We start from the raw sequence: 21,695 nt of genomic DNA on the forward strand, positions 1-21,695 counted from the left end.
AATTCACATTGACTATAACAGCTGGGTATTATTATTACTAGGTTAATTTAGGCAAATAAAAAGCCGCAAAATGCGGCTTTTATAAGGTTGCTACAAGGGTAATTTATTAAAAATTATAACGAACACCTAAACCGTAACGAGAGCCAGTTTGAGTGATGTTATAAATCAGCTCTTGCTTACGCCCGTACGATGTTACGTACTCATCAGTAATGTTTATACCTTCAATAAATACAGTAAGTCCCTCTACTGCCGGTACTTCGTAACTTACGTTAAAGTCTATTTGGTAATACTCATCGGTGTAAATTGGTGCGGTTAAATCGCCATTTACACGACGCTCATTTAAAAACGAGTCGCGCCAGTTATACGCAATACGCGCTTGTAAGCCTTCTTTATCGTAAAAGAATACCACGTTTGCCGTGTCACTTAACCCGACAAGTGCTTCTGTATCCTCTAATGAGTCGTTGTCGTATTCAAGACCTGAGTCAACCATAGTGTAGTTGAAAATACCGCCAAAACCTGACTCACCAAATAAATGCTGAATATTAAATTCAAAGCCATCAATAGTGTATTCTTGGTCGCCATTTACAGGCACGTTTATTCTAAAGTTAATTGGATCATCTGAGTCTGGGTCACCAACAATTGTGCCACCGTCTAATTCACCATCTTCATCAAAATTAGGCTGCACATTTGGATCATCAGCAAAGTTTTCAAAAATGTAATTTCTGATGTCTTCGTTAGATGCATTACCACCCAGTGCACTTGATGCAGCTCTAAATTTTTCACCATTTAATGGGTCATATAAGTTAAATATATTTGAGTCGATAGTGCCTGTAGTGATCCAATTTGTTACGTCTTTTTTAAAGTAACCAAACGAAATATAACTTCCTTCGTCGTAATACCATTCACTTGATAAATCGTAGTTAATTGATTCAAGCGGTTTAAGACCTGGATTACCAGAGCCACCCGAATAACCACTTAAACTACCACCGGTATTAATAGTTGTACCGCCTTGCAGCTGACCGTAGCCCGCTCTTGAAATAGTTTTACTCGCTGCTGCACGTATCATTACATCTTCAACAACTTCAATATTAAAGTTAATATTAGGTAGGAACTGGCTGTAATCTGCCGATTGGCTTAGCGTTTCAATACCAGTAACACCGGTTACTGATGTGGCTGTATCTTCGTTCCACTCTACGCGGCTGTAACCTGGTGCGGTTGCTTTAGAAAATACGTCTGTTTTCTCGTAGCGTAAGCCAATTTGCAGGTCGAAGAACATGCCGCTCAATTCACCTTTGTAGTTTACTTGTGCAAAAGCAGATTGCGTTTTTTCTTCAGTAAAGCGGTTTGTTGCTGCATCCCAGTCGGTTGAAGCACAAAATTGTCCTTCGCCGTTTGGTCCTGCCGCTGCGCCGTCGGCTGCTTTACAATCACCATAAAGGTTATCTACGTTGGCAATAGGGTCTGCGTACTCTGCTGCATTTACAATCGCATCAAAGTCGGCAAAAAAGATTGTATTAAATAAATCGTATTCGCCTTGTGTTGCAGTGCCTTCAAAGTTACCCGCTTTAGCTTGAAACTTATCTAAAATAGTATCTTGGCGCCAATCGATATCAGCAAAGTCGCCCTCAACACCAACCCCACCCCAATCTGGGCGCTGCACTTGTGTATGACGGTAATGGTTATTTACTTTATTAACTGCAACACCAAAATCAATACTTAAACTGTCGTCTAAGAAGTACTTACCTGAGATTTGTGTTTGATCGATTTCTGAATCGTATTTGTCGTTTGCAAACCAGCTACCCGATAAACGCATGGTTTCTGGGGTAAAATTTTCAATGTTACCAATAGCAATACCGGGTAAGTCGCCGGTTAAATCAAGCCCGGTACGTGAACGTGTGTACGATGGTAACTGAATATTGTTACGTGTACCGTGGCGTGGATCAGTTGCTTTCATTGATGCTTTTGAACTGTGGTGATCAAACTCTAGGTTAAGCTGATCAGACACTGTCCACTCTAAATTAAAGCCTAATGAATCTGTTTTTTCTTCGCGACCCCAAGAACCTACCGTAAGCGACGTATCGCGGTAATCGGCATCACTTTGGATGTCATAAATTTCTGAGTAAATAAGTGGGTACGCGTTAGGCTCGCCCGCCCAAACAGATTCACTTCTGTCGCCAGCGTAGTTAAACCAAACTGAGGCATCAGTGTGCTGCTCTTCAACGGTTGTTTTAAAGCCTGTGTAATCAAGGGTTGCTGTAATGTTTTCAACAGGTTGATATTGAAATACCAACTGACCATTTACACGTTCACGTTGACGCTCTTCAAACACATAACGTGGTTGTTGCGGGTTTGAGTAAATACCTGATGTAGGTCTGTTTGCTCCGCCTTCTGCGCCTGCAGGTACACCGCCCCATCCTGTATTTGTGTAATCAGATGCTCTGTAGCCTTGATCTTGTATAAACTGTTGCATACCGCTTTCACGGTCTTGATAGCTACCTGAAATAGATATACCAAATTTATCATCACCAAATGTTTGCGAATATAAACCGCTTAGCTCTGGTGTAATGCTGCCCTCGTCGGTTGATTGATCGTCTACAGCTTTTACGCCAAACGATGCTTTTATACCTGGGCTATTTAAAGGTCTGTTGGTTGTTAAGTTTATAGTTGCGCCAATGCCACCTGAGGTAACACTTGCGTCTGATGTTTTATAAACTTGCACGCCCGATACGCTTTCAGATGCGACATTTGCAAAATCAAATGTACGGTCACCTGTTGTATTTGGAAGTTGGCGGCCATTAATAGTAATTAAGTTATTAGCAGGTCCAAATCCACGTACTGTTACGCGGCTACCTTCACCGCCCGCTCTATCAATTGATACGCCGGTAATACGTTGTAGCGATTCAGCAAGATTGGTATCAGGAAATTTCCCCATATCCTCAGCCGAAATTGCATCGACAATACCAGAAGAGTCGCGTTTAACATCCATAGAGCGTTGCAATGAACCTCTAATGCCGGTTACTTGTATTATTTCTACATCTTCACCGACAATGGTTTCGGCAGCGTAGCTTTGGTGAGGAAGCGTAACGGTACCCATTGCAGCGAGTATGGCTGTTGAAATTATCTTTTTCTTAAACATCATGATGCCTTTTTCTTATTTAATTATTATTGACGTACTGCAAGACTTTAAGAATTACTCGAAACATAATTGTAAACTATTTGTTTCTATTTACGGTCAATTAATAATTATTGTGTGTGTATGTTTTAAACGTGTTACAAAGACCACAACCAGTTTTAAATATGTGCCACCTAACTAAAAACCGTTAAATAACAGCATGTTTATGCTAATTCTTTGTGCTAGTTTTTTGCTTTAAAATATTTTCATTTTGTCATATGTCCTCAACTTCCTCTTATTTAGACCATTAATAAAAAATTAATAGTCACATTGACTATATCTTTTTAATGCAAATAAAAGCCGTAGCGGTGCTTACGCAGATAATTTGCATTGTTTGTAACTATTTTTACTAAGCGTGTTCATATGGGCTTATTGTTTGAATTTTTCCGTTTGAGTCGTGCTCAAGCTTAGCCATTTTCATACTGCGTAAATGGGTTTGCCCGCCCGACAACGTGCTGTCGTGATAAAATAAAAACCAATCACCATTGTGTTTAACAATTGAGTGATGCGTGGTCCAACCTAGTACTGGGTTTAAAATAACGCCCTGATAGGTAAATGGTCCGTATGGGTTATCGCCTGTTGCGTATACAATTTTGTGCGTATCACCTGTTGAGTACGAAAAGTAATAAACACCGTTGTGTTTGTGTACCCAAGGGCCTTCAAAAAAGCGGCGGTTATTATCGCACACTGTAATTGGCGAGCCGCTTTCATCGAGTACAACAACTTCTTTTACGTCTTCGCTTAGGCTGATCATATCTTCAGATAATTTTGCTACACGCGCAGGGATTGCAGGTTCACCATTTTTGGGATACGTGTCTTCATTGTTAAATTCGCTCGTTTGCCAATTTTGTAATTGCCCGCCCCACAAGCCACCAAAATACAAATAATGGCTTGAGTCGTCATCTTCAAATACAGCAGGGTCAATACTAAACGTCCCTTGAATGTAATCATCTTCTGCTTTGAATGGACCTGTTGGGCTGTCACTTTTTGCAACGCCAATTCTGAAAATACCTTGCTGATCGCGCGCCGGAAAATAAAGGTAATACTGACCAAGTTTATGCGCTGCATCGGGTGCCCACATTTGCTTGCTTGCCCATTTTACGTCATCTACACAAAGTGCTACGCCATGGTCTATGGCTTTGCCTGAGCTTTCGTCAAGGGAAAACACATGGTAGTCGCGCATTGCAAAGTGGTCGCCGTTATCATTAATTTCATTTTTTGATTCAATGTCGTGCGATGGATAGATATACACTTTGCCGTTAAACACATGCGCAGACGGATCGGCGGTATACATGTGATCAACTAACACATTATGATTTTGTATTAACGAGTTGGCTCGTTGTAGGTCTTTTAACTGTTTAAGTTCAGCGTCACTTAATCCATTAGATGGGGGTGCTGCTTGCGCTGTATTTTGCATTTTTACTCCTAGTATTGCCTGCCCACTTTGCACTTTTAAAAGGAGCAAAGTGGGCTGCTAAGTTAGTTTATGGTTTTGTTATCAGCCAGCTGCGTTTGAATGCGCTTTACTTCAGGCTCGGTAAGTTTGTAACGTGTTATAAAAATTAAACATGCCACGGTACAAATTACTGGAATGCCAGCAAAGGCGAGTAAAATGCCTGATAACGTGTGTTCTGATTGCTCTTGATTAGGCACGTATGCATAGCCAGATAATATCCACCCTGCAATAGCACCGCCGATTGCAAAGCCTAATTTTATTGCTAATAAATGACCCGAAAACGTAACTGCGGTTAATCTACGGCCAATTTTTAATGCGCCGTAATCAACCGTATCTGCCACCATTGAGAACATGATTGGGGTAATTATCATGTGAGCAAAGTTAGCAATAAAGTAGACAATAAAAATGGTGACTATGGCGTCGCTCTCAAGTACGTAAAACATGCTGTGAGAAACAATCACCACCACTAACGCGGCGATAAAAAGTGTCTTCTTTTCAATAAATTTGGTTAAAAAGTTAGTAGACACAGCGCCTAGTACTGAGCCAATTGCTGAGAGTGTTAAAAAGTTAGAAGTAAGTGAGGCTTCTCCTACGTAGTACTTAATATAATGCGGTGCTACTGAGGCTCTAACGCCAATTAATATTAATGTTGCTAGGCTTATAACGGCTATTACAACCCATTGATCGTTTTTAAATAAGCTTAAAAATTCAAGGAAGGCATTCTTTTTAGTTTGCGCGGGTTTAACTTGTTTGGTTTCTTTGGTCATTTTAAAACACAGTAAAAAACAAGCCGCTGCAAGTCCGCCTAAAAACACCATGGCTAGCGGGTAACCTACTACATCGTCGCCGTCGCCAAAAAAAGCAACCAGCTTAGGCAGTGCCCATACAATTACAAGCAGTGCAGCCATTGCCATTGCAAATCGGTATGACTGAAGCGATGCACGCTCTTTTGGATCGTTTGTCATAACTGCGCCAAGTGCGCCGTACGGTATGTTGATGGCGGTGTAACACGTCATTAAAAGCCCGTAAGTAAAGTAGGCATATATAAGCTTGCCCGTAGAATCAAAATCGGGGGTTATAAATGCTAAACAAGCAAACACACCATAAGGCACGGCTAAAAATAATATATACGGGCGGTAAGAGCCCCAACGGCTGCGAGTTCTATCGGCAATGTTACCCATTATAGGGTCGGTAATACCATCAAATAAACGAACCGCTAATAATAAGGTACCCGCAGCGGCTGCAGATAAACCGTAAACATCGGTATAAAATATCAACATAAAGTTAGCGACCATTTGAAATACAATATTACTAGCTGTATCGCCAAGGCCGTACCCTATTTTTTCTTTAATTGTGAGTGTGTGTTTTGTGTTGTTCATGTGTGCTCAATTTTCAATGCAAATCGATATAGTCAAAAATACTATATGCATTTTTAGCGCATGTAAACATTTATGTTACATTTTTAATTTGCTAGTAATGTATTTAATACACGACGCTAATTAGCCGTTAAATTTACTAACATACAAAGGTATTATCCGTTCAATAAAAAACCAATACCAAACCAAAATCGAATATCGGCGTGAACGCGTAAAAACAGGTACAGTTTATAAAGTGAGTAATTAAATAGATGTGATTGTTTTAAATAGGAATTATAAAAGCTTTTTATTTGCGCTTTACCCACCTTTTATATACCCTTAATAGTCTTTATAACAATATCTACGTATAGCTTTGGCTGAGTAATTTATGCACTATAAAACATCAAACATTTCTAACAACATCGACGAAGAATCGATTCCTGATGACTGCATTAGCAATCTAACCGTAGATAATATTGTATTTGCTATTCATGAAGGTAAGTTAAAGGTGTTGCTGGTTAAATATAACCGCGGCCTTGCAACAAGCCAGTGGGGTTTAATTGGTCATTGGGTTCGAAAAAATGAAAACCTAGATTCAGCCGCACTTCGTGTCGTTAAAAGTACAACCGGTGTTGAAAACCTTTATTTAGATCAGTTAGGTGCTTTTGGTAACGTAGACCGCTACCCTGCTAGACGTATTATTACCATTGTTTATTATTCGCTCGTTCGCTTTGAAGAAACCAACCTTGTGAGTGGCGACAATGCTTTAGAGTGTGAATGGTTTGATGTAAATAATGTGCCGGCTTTAATGTTTGACCACGCCGATATTTTAAAAAGCGGCTTAGATTATTTACGCTACAAAGTAAGGCACGAGCCGATTGGTTTTAGCCTGCTCCCTGAAAAGTTTACCTTGCTTGAGCTACAAGGAATTTACGAGTCGATTTTAAATAAATCACTCGATAAGCCTAACTTTAGACGTAAGTTCCAAAAAATGAACTTACTAATAAACTGCAAAGAAAAACAAACAAATGTAGCTCACAGAGCCGCGACTTTGTATCGTTTTGACATAAACGTGTATGAAAAATTAAGAGAGTTTGGTTTTACGTTTGAGTTTTAAGTATGCAAATATTAGTCAAAGCAATTAATTAAACAATCTTGATAAATTCTCTTAGGGAAATGAGCTTTGAATAACGACCTAATAGCTTTGTTATTCATTGCTTTGTTCAACAGGGGTAAAGCGCCACCCTTTGAAAACTAACTTACTTGCAGATCCATTACCACCAGATGAAGAACCACCAAAGCTTGCTTCATTTAATGCCGTGTCAAAGTGAATACCACCGGCGCCGCTTACAATAACGGTGTCTCCTAAAATAGACCCTTTAAAACCGACAGCCGAAGTAACTTTTACTTTTGTAAGTGGTGCGTATATAACAGCGTAAAGCTCTCGTGTACCGCATGAAAACTCTATCCCAGTGTCATTTCCATTGTATGAACTATAAATGCTAAAAACAGGCTTACCTTGATCCGTAACTCCATTGTCGGGGGTGTACACTTGTGCCCCATTTCCTATCTTAAGCTTTCCTTTAATTATGATAGTTAAGCTACTGTTATCAGGGATCGTTAGCGAACTTGCGCCACTCATTGTAAAATCGCCAGCAACAAACATAACTGCATTATGATTACTTTTTACCTGCATTCGCCCTTTAATTGTCACATCATCAAAATAAAATATTTGAGTTGCTGAATCAAGAAAAGTAGCAGTTTTAGCATTGATGGTACCATTTGGAGTGCTACCAAAATCTACTAAAAAGTTAGCCGTGTTAGTTTCTAACTCGAGTAAGTCACCAGCTCTGCTATTGTTATTTATAAAAAGGTCAGGGCTTGTTGTATTAACTGACACGCCATCAATTGCTGTTGCAATACCAAGTGGATCACACGCAGTTAACCCTCTATTATTTTCACTCTCTGGTGTTATTTTTTCAACCGGCTCAATAGTTGGCATTGATATTTCTGTACTTGATACCCTGTAAGGTGAAAAAGCATATTCAGGAGTATCATCTTTAAAAGAGCCACGACCTGCATACCTTAAATCTTTACCTGCAATAGTGCTGCCCCACTATTTAAGCATCACATTGCCTTGAACACGCACTCCACCGTAGACACTGCCACCTGTTTGCTCATAATTACCTGATGTATAAACGCCGTTACGTATTGTTGTTTGATTAAGAGCGACTAAATCATATGAGCGAACAGTTCCCTGAATGGTATTACCTGTAATAGAAATTGGACCTGATGAACTAATATCACCACCAACCTGAGTTTGCTTTACTGATATAGATTGGTTTGCTGAAATACTACCCGAGACAGTACCACTACTTTGTGTGAAGCTTAAATATGCTGATGCATCCCCCCAATGACCACGCCACCAGAGAGTATTAAATTTCCATTACTATGAATATTGCCTGTGACATCTGCGCCTTGCCTAATTGATAAGTTACTAGAGGATAAAACATCACCTTCAATTGTACCGCTACCATTTAGAGTAATATCACCAGTATCGTTAACTGTATTAACGAAAGACTCTTCTGAAATATTTTTACTGCCATCATCTAGAGTGTCGTTATAATCCCCTAAAGACGAATCATAACTATCAATTAAGCCACTACCAGTAATTGCAACACCAGAGCACCCTGTAACCCCTTGGGAGAAAACAGAATCACTGGTGGTTCCGCCTCGACCTGCAACAAATTCGAATATGGCTTGCATTTGACCCTCGCCTTCAAAGCGAGTACCTTCACTTGAAATTAGTACATCACCGTTGCTATCAATTTTGATAGTTGCGTTATAAGTACTAGACTCAAGTGAACCAGTGCCTGAAACTTGGGTATTGTTAGCAATTAAATCATTAATAGTTATAGTAGGGTCTGCAAGCATTTCTGCTTCAAGTTTCTCTATGCTTGAAAATACCCCTTTTTCAGACATTAATCTTGCGTTTAGTTTTTTTGAAAGTTACCACTCAAACGCTCTTGAATAACACTGTCCCTAATCGTGCTCAGTACAACAATTGAAGCCATTGATGTTAAAATAAGTACAGTAACAAGCGTAAAGCCGGATGTGTTTTTCATTTATTGAAACGCCTTATTCATTACTATCTGTGAAAGAGATATATCAATAACTAAACGCTTATTAAATTGGCTTGGTAGATTTATAGGCTCAACAAAAATGCTCACCATATTATTATCAATTGCATAGCTAATTGTATTAACGCCTTTTAATATTTTGACCTTGCCGTTGCCAATATCGCAAAATAATGAGTCATTTTCGTGGCTATATTCTTCGGTAAATGCAGCATTAATTATAGAGCCTGTGCAAGCAAGTACACCCGCTTCTTGAGTAACTTTTAAAATTTTATTGCTATAAGTAGGAATTGAGTTGGTTTGCTTTAAACTTCGTGTAAATATCTTGCTGCTAAATCGGATCACATCTAGCGAATTTTCTAAGTCTTTCACAGTCGTGGTACTATTGTTAATTGAAGAATAAGCCAAACTCACACCGCCTAATAAAAACATACCAGCAGCAAGCGCGACCATAAGTTCGATTAAAGTAAAACCCCTGTGCTTATTAATTAACTGTTTCATGGAGTACATCCGGCGGGTAATGTTGGGAAACTGCCCGTAATTACAACGCGATTTTCTAAATTATCAGTCAAGCGCTTATCTTGCCATGTTACTTCAACCGACAGCTCATTTGAAAAATTAGCAGGTAAAGTGAGTGTATATGCATCAATTTGCGGAGATAAATAGCTTCTAAAACCAGCGTCATTGTATAAATCTGGATTGGTTTGTTGCAACTCACATAAGTGAGGCCAAATGCGCTCTAAAACATTATTAGCTTCAATGATGGACACCGTATAATTAAAACTATTTGTAATATATTGCAATGATTTTAATTGCCCTGATGCTAATCCTAATAAAGCAATGGTCGCAACAATTAATGCAATCATAACCTCTAAAAGAGAAAATCCTTTGCTGTAGTTTGTTAGCATATTTCAGGGTCCTCAGCTAACCAACTTTGTCCACTTTGTAAAATACATAGAACAAAATCGGCAGTTGTACTATCGCTATCGCTCACTAAAATTTGATACGTTTTATCTAATTCACCTGAGCTTGTAACCTCAATATCTTTTAAATCTACAGAAATACTACTGTGTGTAATTTCAAAAACATTTAAAGTAGTTTGCGTCGAATTAATTGCCGTTTTTGCCAGCCATTGATTATTCTCAACTTTAAGGAAAGTAGTTTGGTCTCTCTTGATTGCCTCACTGCGTGCAAATTTAAAAACACTGTGCAGTTGATTCGAGTTTGTAACTAGTCTATCTCGCTTTATAAATGTAATAAACGAAGGAGTCGCAACTGCTGCTAAAATGCCGATTATAGTTATTGTTATTAAAATTTCGAGTAAAGTAAAACCAATGTTTTTTTACCAACATTGGGATTTACTCGCTGATTTAGTGCCGCTTTGGTTTACTGATAACTTGCCACACTCATCACCACTTTGCGCGCCTTTAGGTGTAACTTCTATTATAAATTCAGAACCATTTGAAGCGCCTTTACTTGCATCACTTGTATATTTAAATGAGTAATAATCTGAAGCCGAAAAAGTAAAGGTATCAGGATAGCCACCAACACGAGTGTACTGTCTTTCTAAAACAGCCGTTTGCTGTAATAAAACCTGTTGAACATCGGCTCTGCGACTTTGTTGTATATAGCTCGTATAACTTGGAAGTGCAACTGCGTATAAAATCCCAATTATTACAATTACTATCATTAATTCAGTAAGGGTAAACCCACTATTTTTTTTAGCCGCTGCGTTTTCAATTATTTCATTCCATTAATTTACAGTCAGGATACCGTTCTTAAAAATAAAGATGTGCGTATATTTATTAATACTTAGTAACTTTTATTTGGTCAATTATATAATAAGTTTAATTTTTTAGAAGCTTCAAGATAACTTTAGTCATGCCGTTATTTAATGAAACAACAAAATCATCCAATTAGTGTGAAGCCCAAAAGAGCTTACCACATATAAACCTCCCGTTGAGCTTGTTATATATTAACAAGCTTTTAAAAATTGTTATCATTTAACAATATACGTCACTTATTGATATTTGCAGCAACATGTTGAATCTTTAGGCAAGGCAGAGCCTATGAAGTACGGTTATTCCCCATAAATAGGCGATAACGTAGCATAAATACCAAACATGCGCTGCCCGAAGGGCTGAGGGTTCCCCACTTTATCCAGCGGCCTCTTTTTGATAATTAGAAATAAAGTTTTTTAAACTTTTTTCTATATAGCTTTGTGTAATACGTCTCTTACATAGCTTTATGACTTGCTTGGCTAAGGTTAAAAATGAAAGAACTCGGCGATTCTTAACACTATTTGCTTGAAATTTTATATGCCACTTTCTTTTTTCTGCTTCACACCCTATAAACCATAACGCAGTGCTCGCTATTGTGGCTATCAAGCATAATATTCCTATTCTATTTATGCCGGTGCTTTTACTAAAACGCCACGAAAAACCATATCTCAAACTTTTGTCATCGCGGAAATTTTGCTCTATTTGCATTCTTTTACTATATAAACCAACTACTCGCTTACTCGTCATTGTATTGTCTGATGTCGCGAGTAACCATGGCTCTTTCGCTAAGTTTTGATACATTTTTGTATCTTTCGTAAATCTGCTTTTTCCTTTTCTTCCTTTATTTTTTCCATGATATACGTGTAAAAATGCATCGCATGCTGTCGGGCTGGACTGAGTTAGTCGTGCTTGACCTAACGCCTTTGGTATATCGCTGGCACCAGCCCTAAGTTGTTTTAATGTATGCCATTGTGATTGCATGGCTAGTTTACACTTCATTGAGCCTCTTAATCGACCTATCATATGCCAACCAAGTTCGCGTACTTTACTATACCAAGGCGTAAGAAAGCCGCCGTCTGTTACAATATAGACACTAGGATGTCGTCCAAGCACTTCATAAAGTTCATCTAAAAACAGGCTGTTGGTTGCTGGGCTATCAAAATTCTTCTGCTCAACAATCATGTTATAAATCACGATAGAGCGCCCATCCACAAGTAAGCTTGCTCGCAGTAAGTGATAGTCGTGACCACAGGCACCGCTCCAGTCAACGGCAATTGCAAGCATTGGTAAAGAGTCGATAATAGGATGAGCTAATGCTTTATAGATAGCGACCCTTTCATTGTAGAGGTGAGTATTTTTTAAGAAGCGATCAACGCGTTTTATTTTATGTTTTACATCCACAGCGCCAGACAAATTTCTGCCGATTTCAGTTAAGGTAAGTTTATTGCCCGAAATTAATGCATTACTGCAGCTTAGTAATGTTTTTACTCTGGCATTATTGAATGGCGCTAATGCATGTTTAAAGTACTTATGGCAAACTGATGTGTCAGGCATAGCAGTTGTGACTTATGTGGGTTGTGGTGATTTACATAAGATCATAAATTGCTGTGCCTGTCACGTTTTGGGGATTCGTCAGGCCGAAGGGTTCTGCCTAGGTGCAATTTACTCTGTGTTACCTAAATGGATTTAGGTAAGGGGCGTGAGCAGGACACGGAAGCTTTGCTCGGTTTTTACTTATTCTTACATGGATGTAAGTCATTAGGGTAACGCAGAAGCAGTTACCGAGCCCACTAGGTTACAAACCTCACGCCGCGATTAAATCGCCCCTAGATTGAACACCTTCCTATACCTATATTTGAATGACTCTGCATTGTAGTTTTTCTCATCAAAATGCATTGCACTTTGCAAAAAAGAGCAATAACAACCGGACCCTTTTCTTTTAGAACTAATTAAATGATTATAAATCAATAGATTAAAAATTTATGTGTCTTGGAATAATTCATGCTATATCAAATTAGGAAAATAAAACACAAAGGCATAACAATGAAAATAGTGTGTATAGGCGGCGGTCATGGATTAGCGCAGGTTTTAAGCGCAATTAAACCAATGTGTAATAATTTAACAGCAATTGTCGCAACAACTGATAACGGGGGAAGTACGGGAAAAATAAGGGAATCTCAAGAATGCATTGCTCTGGGTGATATTAGGCGCTGTTGTCTGCAACTTGCAGAAAATAGAAAGGCACTTAACTCAATTTATGAACACCGGTTTTCAGAAGGTGTGTTAGATGGTCATTGTTTAGGCAACTTAACGTTATTGGCCTTAACTGAGCTCACCAAATCTCCCACCAAAGCTGTTGCTTACTTTAATGCAATACTTGGTAATTCAGAAACTATTTTACCTATGACAGAGATCCCTACAGATCTAATCGCCACCCTTAAAAATAATAAAGAGGTCTTTGGTGAGTGTGCTATTGATGCGTTAGACACATTACCAACAAAAGTGCATTTGTCTAAAAATGTGCCCGCAGCGCCAGGGTGCGTAAGTGCTATTTTGGAAGCCGATTTAATCATAATTGGTCCAGGCAGTATTATTACAAGTGTTATGCCTGCCTTTTTAGTAGAAGAGATCTCTTTGGCTATTCAAGAAACATCTGCCTGTCGTATTTTCATTGAGAACACAACACTAGAAAATAGCGTCATGAAACACACGTCAACTACTGGGATCGACTGGCTACAAGAGCACCTAGGTTTTAAAATATACGATTTAAGTATTTCACCTTCTGCAATTGAAGAGATTTTTAACGACAATAAAAATGCACTACAGTCCAGAGAACATTTACATGATATTGACGAACTAAAAAACATATTCTCGGAGTTACTTAAAGTACCAATTCAGCTTTGTGAGCAATCTTGATTGCTTGCAATAATAAATGCCATTTCGTTGAATGTTTGCTTGCTTTGCACTTCGACTATTTCTAGAAGATTATGTAAATCCTTTTTTGAGTGCTCGGTTTTTATAAGTTCCTCAATATATTTACATGTATCACCTAGCGCTATTGCACCAAAGCTATAACAACTACTTTTGAGACTATGTGCGTTAATTTCTATCTCATCACGCTCATTTGAATTAAGTATTATCGCCATTGTTTTTTTTGATTCGTCGACAAAAAATTTTAGTAGTTCAACAGCTGTGTCGTCGCCAATATCATTCTTGAGCTGTTCTATTACCGCTAAATCTATCATATCTACCTTTTGGAGTTTATTATGAATTACCAAGTTATTTTGTTTGTTGACTCTTCCATGTTGGGGGGATTGAAACCCACATCGTTGAATTATCAAAACTACTGAGTAAAAATAATGTTCGTAGCTCAATTTTATTTTATAAAAATCATGGCAATCAAAAATTTTATGATTTATTGATTAAAGAAAACATAAGGTATGACTTTTTACAAGGGAAAATTAAAAACCTCGCTAATAAACTACTCAGTTATGATAACAACACTGTCGTTCATACGCATGGCTATAAGGCAGGTATATTAGGCCGATTAGTATGTAACATTATCAACAAACGCTGTATTAGCACATACCATGCTGGCGAAGTTGGGAATGGAAAAGTTAAATTTTATAATAAACTAGATCAATGGCTTTCATCGTTATCTATAAATTTTGCGGTCTCAAACAAAATAAAAAATACAATTAGCAATGTAAAATTACTTGAAAATTTTATCTCTTTACCAGCGCCTTCAAAACCGGTTATTAATACATCAACTATCAAGATTGGGTTTGTTGGCAGGCTTTCTTATGAAAAAGGACCAGATATATTTTTTCAATTAGCTGAAAACATGAAACAGTCTAACAATGTTGAATTTCACATTTTTGGTGACGGCCCTCTAAAAAATAAAATACCTGTTATAAATAACCTACATTATCATGGCTTAACTGAACGCAATAATATATGGAATCAAATAGATGTCTTACTTATTTGTTCTAGAGAAGAAGGCTTGCCTATGACATTATTAGAAGCAATGTCTCAGCATAAACTGGTTATAAGCAGTGCTGTTGGCGCTATACCAAGTATCATTAAAAATAACAAAACTGGTTTTTTAATGAGTGTTGGTGATGCTAAAGATTGTCAAAAAAGCATAGAGCAATTAATTAATTTCCCTCCCCAAGCAAAAGTTAACTTATTAAATGACGCATATAACATGCTAGAGGAGCGTTTCTCTGGTAAAAAACAATTTTTATTGCTTCACCAAGCGTATACAGGAAAATAAACTATTCATTTTCTTCCCAGCTTTTAATCTTTCGATAAAGTGTCGATGGGCTAACATCAAGTAGTGAAGCGGCTTTAGGTATATTTGATGAACATATTTTTATTACACGTTCAATATATTCTTTTTCAGCTAACCATAATGCTTTAACATCATTTTGTGTATTCGGTAAATCGTCAATTAATATATTCGCAGGTTTAGTTTGAAGACTCATTGGTGCTGGTTCAATCGCTTTTTTTGAATTTTCAGGTAAAGCGGGAAGCATATCAATATCTATAAATGCCTCAGGATGGAGTACCAATACATTACGAATTACATTTTCTAACTGCCTTACATTACCAGGCCAACTATATTGCATAAGTAATTGCTTAACCCCTGCCATGCCTTTATATGGATGACCTTCGTCTTTCGCTATTTTAACAAATAAAGCTTCAGCAATTTCTATAATATCTTGGCCGCGCTCTCTTAGTGGCGGTAACTCAATAGGTATAACATGTAATCTATAATATAAATCTTCTCTAAACCGGCCACTTTCCACTTCAACTAATGGATCTCTATTTGTTGCACACACAAATCTAACATCTACTTTTACAACTTTCTCACTGCCAACTTGTTGATAGCTACCTGTTTGTATAAAGCGAAGTAATTTACTTTGTAGGTTAATGTCCATTTCACAAAGTTCATCTAAAAATAATGTTCCACCATCGGCTTGACCTGCAGCGCCAACGCGATTCGCAATTGCACCCGTAAAAGCACCTTTTAAATGACCAAAAATTTCACTCTCAATTAAATCTTTAGGGATAGCCGCGCAGTTTAGTGCAACAAAAGGTTTATCAGCGCGATTTGAAGCTTGATGAACTGCACGAGCACATAGCTCTTTTCCCGTACCACTTTCACCTGTAATAAATGCAGTGGCTTTACTGGCCGAAGCAGAACTTATAATTTGATAAACAGATTGCATCTGTTTTGAGCTACCAATCAAATCAAAGTATTTTCCGTTTTCGTATTTGTTTTTGTATTGAGTAACCGTTTGTTTTAAGTTTTTAATTTTCAACGCATTATTAACTGTAATCCGAAAACGGTCGGCTTCTATTGGTTTTTCCAGGAAGTCACATGCACCTAGCTTTATTGACTGAATTGCTATTTCTTTTGTAGCATGCCCTGTTAATACAACAACTTGTGGGCAGTTTTCTGGATCAAATGTAGCAAGGATATCTAATCCATTCATATCCGGTAGCATTACGTCAAGCACGATTAGATCAGGCTGAACCTTATTAATAATCGCTATTGCAGTTGCACCATCACTTGCCACGAGTGTATTTACTCCTGTCGGTAATAAATATGATTGGTACATCATTGCAAGAGATTGAGTATCTTCGACAATTAACACTGTTGGTGGCATAGTTAATTCCTTGTTAGCAAGCCAAAAAGAAGCTGTGAATCTGTAATGATTTAACTATAAAAGGTTAATTAAAGCAAATTCAATTAATTACAATAAGCGAAGCATCATCAATTTCTTTTGAAAGCGTAACCTGTGAGTTTTCCCATAACGTGTTAGCAAACTCAGCATGAGCGTGTTTATCTAACGGTATAATCTTAGTTAATTCACATATTTCATCTTTATCGGTAAAGCGGTTTTCAGTCCAGCCATCCGTGTATAGTAAAATATGTTCAACGTTATCAAGCGCTGCTTCATAAAGTGTATAACTATGATCTTGAGCGAGACCAAGCAGTGGACCGGTGCCTTTTAATTGACAAATTTCGCCTGTTTTTCGCAAAACGACAGGTGGAGGATGACCTGCATTTAACCAATATATTTTATTATTTTTTAAAAAATATGACAAGCGTAACTAAACTAGATTTACATAGCTGTTGTTTATAGATCGCGTTATTTAAAGCCACTAACATTTTTTGATAAGGAAGACCGGTTGCCAAAAAGCCACTTATAAAACCCTTAATAGCAAAGCTTTCTTTTAATGCTTGTAATCCGTGTCCCATCATATCACCTAGAATAAAAGCACTACATTCATCATTAATGGGCATAAAAAAATCGCCGCCGTTACCCAAACTAATTGAACCAAAAATATGAGCGGTTTTCTCATCTTGTAAATGAATTTTAGAAGGCGCTGACTCAAAAGTAGTTTGATAAGACAAGTAAGCAAAACGATGAGTTACACGTTCGATGCTTTGTAGTAACTTATTTTTTTAATCGGTTTAATTAAATAATCGTCAACACCTAAGCGATTTATTTTATGTATCACTTCATCACTGTCATCGCCAGTTAACATAACAACTGATAGTTGCGACTTTAAATTAGACTTATTAAGTTTTTCTAATAAGGGCTCACATGTCCCATTTTTTAATTTATGATCCAGTAATAAAATACTTGCGTCAGCGGTTAAAATTGCCTGCCATCCTGATTCTATACTTTCACAGGCAATCACTTGAAATTTATCATTTAGATAAGCGCTCATGAGGGCAAGCTGAGTGACATCATCATCAACGTAGATAATCGTTGGACGCCTATCTATTTGCTCTAAAGGGAATGAAAAAAGTTTTTGCCATTTTTCGTTATATAATCTGCGTCCTTAAAATAATAACGAATTAACTCAACTCCCATTCCTCCTTCAACGAGTTTTCCAGAGTCTATTTTCCACGATGAATTGTTGTTTTTAAAAAGGTTATATGGGGCTAGCTCATCGATGAATGTTAATATGTAGCTGTCGCTACTAGGCTGGCTAATACGTAATAAAATTTGATGCTCAGAACCTTGGTTGTGTCTAATTAGATTTGTTAAATACTCTGTAGTAACTAAGCCCGCAGCATCCACCTCATCCTTTTTTACATTGAGCGCTCTTAAAACGTGCTTTAGAATGAGGCGAATCTCAGTCAATGTTGGCCATAGTAGTTCAAAGCGTCTTTCAAATAATATATCCATTGCACCCTCAATGATGTTCAAACAACCATCTTTGTTTATTAATTCTTGCTTTAAGAGTAGTACATAACTTTGGCCATTTTGTCGTATGCTTTTCTAAAAGTTTAACTATACGCTCACCTAATGGCGCAAAATTATGTTGGCTTATCAATATTTTGATATTGCTATGCCCTGCTTGCTTTAATTCTCTCACACCTTTGCAAAGCGACTCTTCATCGTTAACCCCCAGCCCCACGGTAACGAAGGTTAATTCACTACATAAACTTAAGGAATGCAGTGGCACATTATTCCTGTTCAATTTTAACACCGGTGACATGTCAATTAATATATAATCGTATTCTTGCTTTAGCCGATCAACTGCGTCATTTAGTACATGTTTGTTCTTCGCCGGTTCAATCCTAGCTAGGTTTTTAATGGTTAATAAACTGATACCTTCATAATTAGTCACGCCTAATTGACAAGAAATATCATCAAAGCACCATGGTTTAGAAATTGTTGGTAACTTATCATCTGAGCAAAATGTATTGATTGGGTTTAAATCAATTATTAGCACTGATTTAAGTTGGCTTTGTAATCGCTTAGCAACACTAACACATGCACTAGATGACCCTTCTGAACCTGATAAAGAGATAAAAGTGATACAACGAGCTGAATTATCAATCATCATGTTACATATAACTTCCAGCTCATAATACTGTTTTGGTATTAATTTCATAAGCCCACCACTAATGCAAGAATAGTAATAACATCTAAAAAGTTATCTTTAAATTGACTAAGTAAATCCTGCCCTTTCTCTGGTATGTAAAGCGTATCCCCCGCTCTTAATACTGGAATATTTACTGAATTTGGTGATTTAATAAACGCCTCTAAATCAAATACACGAGACTGTTCTTTACAACATGAATGATTAACAACAACTATTTTATCTATCAATGCTGAGTTAGAAGGGCCGCCTGCTTCAGCTAATACATCTAAAATGGACATTGTATCGTCAAAATTGTATCGACCCGGTTTTTGCACAGCCCCCATTATACGTACTACCCGTTCTTTAGGTGTACGGAGCCAATCTTTGTCTTTTTCAGGTACAAAAATGGTGTCTCCTGGTAATACATTAGGAAACAAAGTTTCATCGCCTGTTTCAAAGTACATGGCGAGATCTAATTTACTTACTTTAGCTCGATTACCATTACGGTGAGTGATTCTAATATTACGAATATCTGCCGTCGCTGTTGGGCCGTCTGCTGCAGCTAAAATATCAATAAAGTGCATGTTTTCGTTAAACGAGTAACGACCTGGCGAACCTATTTGCCCCATAATATAAATAGACTTACTCGACTCTTGGCGGATCCATTGGGATTTATTATCCGACGGATCAACTGGTAGCTCTTCAAATATAACTGTATCACCCGCAACTAAATTTGGCAGCGGTGTGTCACCATTAGTAATAGTATACTTTTCAAGATCAAAGCGTTGTGTAACATCACCATTACGCAGTATTTTTATATCATTGATATTAGCGCTTTTTGTAGGCCCCCTGCATGAGCTATTAAGTCTGTAAAATCCATTTCATTACTCCATTCGTATCGACCTGGAGAATGTATGGCACCAATTATTTTGATAGCTCGTTTAGTCGGAATTTTAAGCCAGCTTTTTTCGTTAACATCTGTTTTTTCAGGTACAAAAATTACATCGCCAGGGTTTAAATCTGGTACTTTGGTCGTTACACTGCCTTCGCTATAACGCTGTAAATCAAATAAAATACTGTCTCCTTCTGGTGTTAATATTTTGATATGGCGAGTTTCAGCAAATCGTGTTGGTCCGCCTGCATTGGCTAAAATATCTAAAAAGTTTGTGCTATCGGCCGCTTCGTACGCGCCTGGTTTTTGCACTTCTCCCATAATATAAACCGTACGTGACGTTGTGTTTACGTCATCAACCATAATAGGCACATACACAGTAGAACCAGGTTTTAGCAGTTGCATAGTGCTATTTGAGGGTTTATCTAGGTACCCTTTCAAATCAAAAATAACAGGTGTTTTATCAACAATGACTCTTATTTTAGTTACATCAGCATAACGAGTGACCCCTTCTGCGCGCATCAGTGCATCTAAAATACTCATATTTTCTTTAAAGGAAAAACTCCCTGGATTATGTACTTCACCTAAAATAGTTATCGCGCTGCTATCACTGGCATCCCCTGTTGCACTGAGTGTTTGCGCATCAAAGTCTATTTGCACATTACCAAGCAAAGGCGATACTGGCACAAACACAGTATCTTTGCTTTTTAGAGAAGGTAACAGGCTAATATTTCCTGTATCTAAATATGATTTATAATCAAATTCAATTACCTCATTACCACGCCTTATCTGTATTCTATCTAGCTGAGCACCGGGTTTTAAACCGTTTGCTTTAGAGATAACCATTTGAATATTGCCATCATCAGGAATACTCACTTGCGATGGTGTCACTACATAACCAAGTACATTAATAAGAATATCTCTGCTGTGGATCGCTACATAAAAATCATCCATTGCAACAAATAGTTCAGCAAGTACGGGGGTTAACTCACTTTCAATTTGCATAGTCGTTTTGTCAGCCACATTAAATTGGCCTATTTCTGGGAGGTTAATTTGTCCTCTTTTATCCACTTCAAACGTTGTATCAAATTCTGCTTCACCTGGAATATATAGAAAAAGCTTATTTCCCACTTGCACTATGGCATTACTTTCATCAGAAGCTGAGTAAACACTGAATGATAAAATAAACACCGCAATCGCGAATATATATTTCATAGTTTACTCCTCTTTGCTTTTAATAATTTTTGTCCAATTAACAAGTGCTTTAGCGTTATCATCTTGCATATTATTATTGCTTGCATTGAGGACTATCGCTTCAACTCGCCTATCAGAATGGCGGACACTTTCCGTTGGGGATTGCTTGCTATAGGGCTTTAAGCTTCCTTGTGTAAGTGTGGTAATACTTTGAGTTTTAACACCATAAACGACGAGCCAATGTTTTACTGTTTCAGCTCTTTTTAATGCAAGCTCATAATTATTATTCCCTTCACCAACTGAATCAGTATGACCCACTAACAAAATTGAAATACTATCTAGTTGCTTAGCTAAATCAGCAGCTTGAGCAAGCCTTGCTGCATATTTAGGGGTTATTTCAAACGCATTAAATGCAAATTGATTATCACTATTTAGTAAATCCGCTACTTGTTTTTTAACACTAGATACAGTCGTTTCTGAAGTGGTATTAACTGCACAATGAGTGAGCTTTTGAACCGTATCAAAATGGTTTGTTAGTTGATTGAGCCCATGGTAGTGAATCAATAAGTCATGCTCTGCATCTTCCCACATTTGCGCAGCTATAAGCCTTCGAATACGATTTTCGTAAATTTGAGCTTTTAAAAGCTGTGCAGGCATACATGCTTTTATATCTTGTGACTTTAAAAGTTCTAATTTAAAAACAAGGTGTTCAAATTCACTTCTCACCACATCTTCGGGTTGTGTAAAGTTATTATCTGTTTGCTCATCATTTAATGGATAGTTTTGATATTTTTCGGCCCAACCCCTTGCCCCTC

22 protein-coding genes and 1 pseudogene are annotated in these 21,695 nt (G+C 37.6%); 3 read left to right on the forward strand and 20 right to left on the reverse strand.

What is annotated here, in order from left to right; translation table 11 throughout:
- Window positions 1-106 precede the first annotated feature (106 nt).
- From P4S65_RS14720 to P4S65_RS14730, 3 genes are all read right to left on the reverse strand, one after another.
- Entirely contained in the window at window positions 107-3,136 is a 3,030-nt protein-coding gene (locus P4S65_RS14720) for a TonB-dependent receptor (RefSeq protein ID WP_337120767.1), read from the reverse strand.
- 385 nt (window positions 3,137-3,521) lie between these two features.
- Window positions 3,522-4,589: a glycoside hydrolase family 43 protein gene (locus tag P4S65_RS14725; protein ID WP_337120470.1), complete on the reverse strand. Its 1,068-nt coding sequence runs from the start codon at window positions 4,587-4,589 to the stop codon at window positions 3,522-3,524.
- A 62-nt stretch (window positions 4,590-4,651) separates the two neighbouring features.
- The gene (locus tag P4S65_RS14730; RefSeq protein WP_337120471.1) at window positions 4,652-6,007 is read right to left on the reverse strand and encodes an MFS transporter; all 1,356 of its coding nucleotides are present in this window, start codon (window positions 6,005-6,007) and stop codon (window positions 4,652-4,654) included.
- A 364-nt stretch (window positions 6,008-6,371) separates the two neighbouring features.
- Between P4S65_RS14730 and P4S65_RS14735 the strand changes: the two genes are divergently transcribed.
- Window positions 6,372-7,100, forward strand: a complete 729-nt coding sequence (locus tag P4S65_RS14735) for an NUDIX hydrolase (protein WP_165721811.1) — start codon at window positions 6,372-6,374, stop codon at window positions 7,098-7,100.
- A gap of 90 nt (window positions 7,101-7,190) precedes the next feature.
- On the opposite strand, the gene P4S65_RS14740 is transcribed toward P4S65_RS14735, so the two are convergent.
- The 8 genes from P4S65_RS14740 to P4S65_RS14775 form a co-directional block, all read right to left on the reverse strand.
- Window positions 7,191-7,985, reverse strand: coding sequence for a DUF7305 domain-containing protein (locus tag P4S65_RS14740; RefSeq protein WP_337120472.1), 795 nt, complete (start codon window positions 7,983-7,985; stop codon window positions 7,191-7,193).
- A gap of 386 nt (window positions 7,986-8,371) precedes the next feature.
- A complete protein-coding gene (locus P4S65_RS14745) occupies window positions 8,372-8,965 on the reverse strand; it encodes a polymer-forming cytoskeletal protein (RefSeq protein WP_337120473.1) in 594 nt (197 codons plus the stop codon).
- Window positions 8,966-8,976: 11 nt separating this feature from the next.
- A complete protein-coding gene (locus tag P4S65_RS14750) occupies window positions 8,977-9,108 on the reverse strand; it encodes a pilus assembly PilX N-terminal domain-containing protein (RefSeq protein WP_337120474.1) in 132 nt (43 codons plus the stop codon).
- Window positions 9,109-9,621: a PilW family protein gene (locus P4S65_RS14755; protein ID WP_007375192.1), complete on the reverse strand. Its 513-nt coding sequence runs from the start codon at window positions 9,619-9,621 to the stop codon at window positions 9,109-9,111.
- Complete coding sequence (locus P4S65_RS14760; RefSeq protein WP_007375193.1) at window positions 9,618-10,028, reverse strand: type IV pilus modification PilV family protein; 411 nt, start codon at window positions 10,026-10,028, stop codon at window positions 9,618-9,620. The genes P4S65_RS14755 and P4S65_RS14760 overlap by 4 nt, the downstream gene beginning before the upstream one ends.
- Complete coding sequence (locus P4S65_RS14765) at window positions 10,022-10,456, reverse strand: GspH/FimT family pseudopilin (protein WP_306724373.1); 435 nt, start codon at window positions 10,454-10,456, stop codon at window positions 10,022-10,024. Before P4S65_RS14765 ends, P4S65_RS14760 begins: the two co-directional genes overlap by 7 nt.
- Window positions 10,457-10,462: 6 nt before the next feature.
- The gene (locus P4S65_RS14770; RefSeq protein ID WP_337120768.1) at window positions 10,463-10,864 is read right to left on the reverse strand and encodes a type IV pilin protein; all 402 of its coding nucleotides are present in this window, start codon (window positions 10,862-10,864) and stop codon (window positions 10,463-10,465) included.
- 412 nt (window positions 10,865-11,276) lie between these two features.
- A complete protein-coding gene (locus P4S65_RS14775; RefSeq protein ID WP_050484169.1) occupies window positions 11,277-12,455 on the reverse strand; it encodes an IS4 family transposase in 1,179 nt (392 codons plus the stop codon).
- A 489-nt stretch (window positions 12,456-12,944) separates the two neighbouring features.
- Between P4S65_RS14775 and P4S65_RS14780 the strand changes: the two genes are divergently transcribed.
- Window positions 12,945-13,817: a gluconeogenesis factor YvcK family protein gene (locus P4S65_RS14780; RefSeq protein ID WP_337120475.1), complete on the forward strand. Its 873-nt coding sequence runs from the start codon at window positions 12,945-12,947 to the stop codon at window positions 13,815-13,817.
- On the opposite strand, the gene P4S65_RS14785 is transcribed toward P4S65_RS14780, so the two are convergent.
- Complete coding sequence (locus tag P4S65_RS14785) at window positions 13,796-14,146, reverse strand: Hpt domain-containing protein (protein ID WP_007375197.1); 351 nt, start codon at window positions 14,144-14,146, stop codon at window positions 13,796-13,798. The two genes, P4S65_RS14780 and P4S65_RS14785, sit on opposite strands and share 22 nt — an antisense overlap.
- A 101-nt stretch (window positions 14,147-14,247) precedes the next feature.
- Between P4S65_RS14785 and P4S65_RS14790 the strand changes: the two genes are divergently transcribed.
- Window positions 14,248-15,177 carry a glycosyltransferase gene (locus tag P4S65_RS14790; RefSeq protein WP_337120769.1) on the forward strand — a complete coding sequence of 310 codons (930 nt, stop codon included), beginning with the start codon at window positions 14,248-14,250 and terminating at the stop codon, window positions 15,175-15,177.
- Window position 15,178: 1 nt separating this feature from the next.
- Here the strand turns inward: P4S65_RS14790 and P4S65_RS14795 are convergent, their stop codons facing one another.
- The 8 genes and pseudogenes from P4S65_RS14795 to P4S65_RS14830 all read right to left on the reverse strand — a co-directional run bounded on the left by P4S65_RS14795 (window position 15,179) and on the right by P4S65_RS14830 (window position 21,606).
- Window positions 15,179-16,576 (reverse strand): sigma-54-dependent transcriptional regulator, encoded by a 1,398-nt coding sequence (locus tag P4S65_RS14795; protein ID WP_337120476.1) that lies wholly within the window; start codon window positions 16,574-16,576, stop codon window positions 15,179-15,181.
- 79 nt (window positions 16,577-16,655) lie between these two features.
- Entirely contained in the window at window positions 16,656-17,018 is a 363-nt protein-coding gene (locus tag P4S65_RS14800; protein ID WP_337120477.1) for a PP2C family protein-serine/threonine phosphatase, read from the reverse strand.
- Window positions 16,996-17,328: a SpoIIE family protein phosphatase gene (locus P4S65_RS14805; protein ID WP_337120478.1), complete on the reverse strand. Its 333-nt coding sequence runs from the start codon at window positions 17,326-17,328 to the stop codon at window positions 16,996-16,998. The genes P4S65_RS14800 and P4S65_RS14805 overlap by 23 nt, the downstream gene beginning before the upstream one ends.
- 17 nt (window positions 17,329-17,345) lie before the next feature.
- Window positions 17,346-17,648, reverse strand: a complete 303-nt coding sequence (locus P4S65_RS14810) for a response regulator (protein WP_337120479.1) — start codon at window positions 17,646-17,648, stop codon at window positions 17,346-17,348.
- Between the two features lie 62 nt (window positions 17,649-17,710).
- Entirely contained in the window at window positions 17,711-18,133 is a 423-nt protein-coding gene (locus tag P4S65_RS14815; protein ID WP_337120480.1) for an ATP-binding protein, read from the reverse strand.
- Window positions 18,120-18,824, reverse strand: coding sequence for a ParA family protein (locus tag P4S65_RS14820; protein ID WP_007375201.1), 705 nt, complete (start codon window positions 18,822-18,824; stop codon window positions 18,120-18,122). The genes P4S65_RS14815 and P4S65_RS14820 overlap by 14 nt, the downstream gene beginning before the upstream one ends.
- Window positions 18,821-20,901 (reverse strand): annotated as a pseudogene (locus P4S65_RS14825) (SLBB domain-containing protein). The gene P4S65_RS14820 and the pseudogene P4S65_RS14825 overlap by 4 nt, the downstream one beginning before the upstream one ends.
- 3 nt (window positions 20,902-20,904) lie before the next feature.
- Window positions 20,905-21,606: an OmpA family protein gene (locus tag P4S65_RS14830; protein WP_337120481.1), complete on the reverse strand. Its 702-nt coding sequence runs from the start codon at window positions 21,604-21,606 to the stop codon at window positions 20,905-20,907.
- Window positions 21,607-21,695: the final 89 nt, after the last annotated feature.

This window comes from Pseudoalteromonas sp. B131b (assembly GCF_037162545.1).
Lineage (GTDB): Bacteria > Pseudomonadota > Gammaproteobacteria > Enterobacterales > Alteromonadaceae > Pseudoalteromonas > Pseudoalteromonas fuliginea.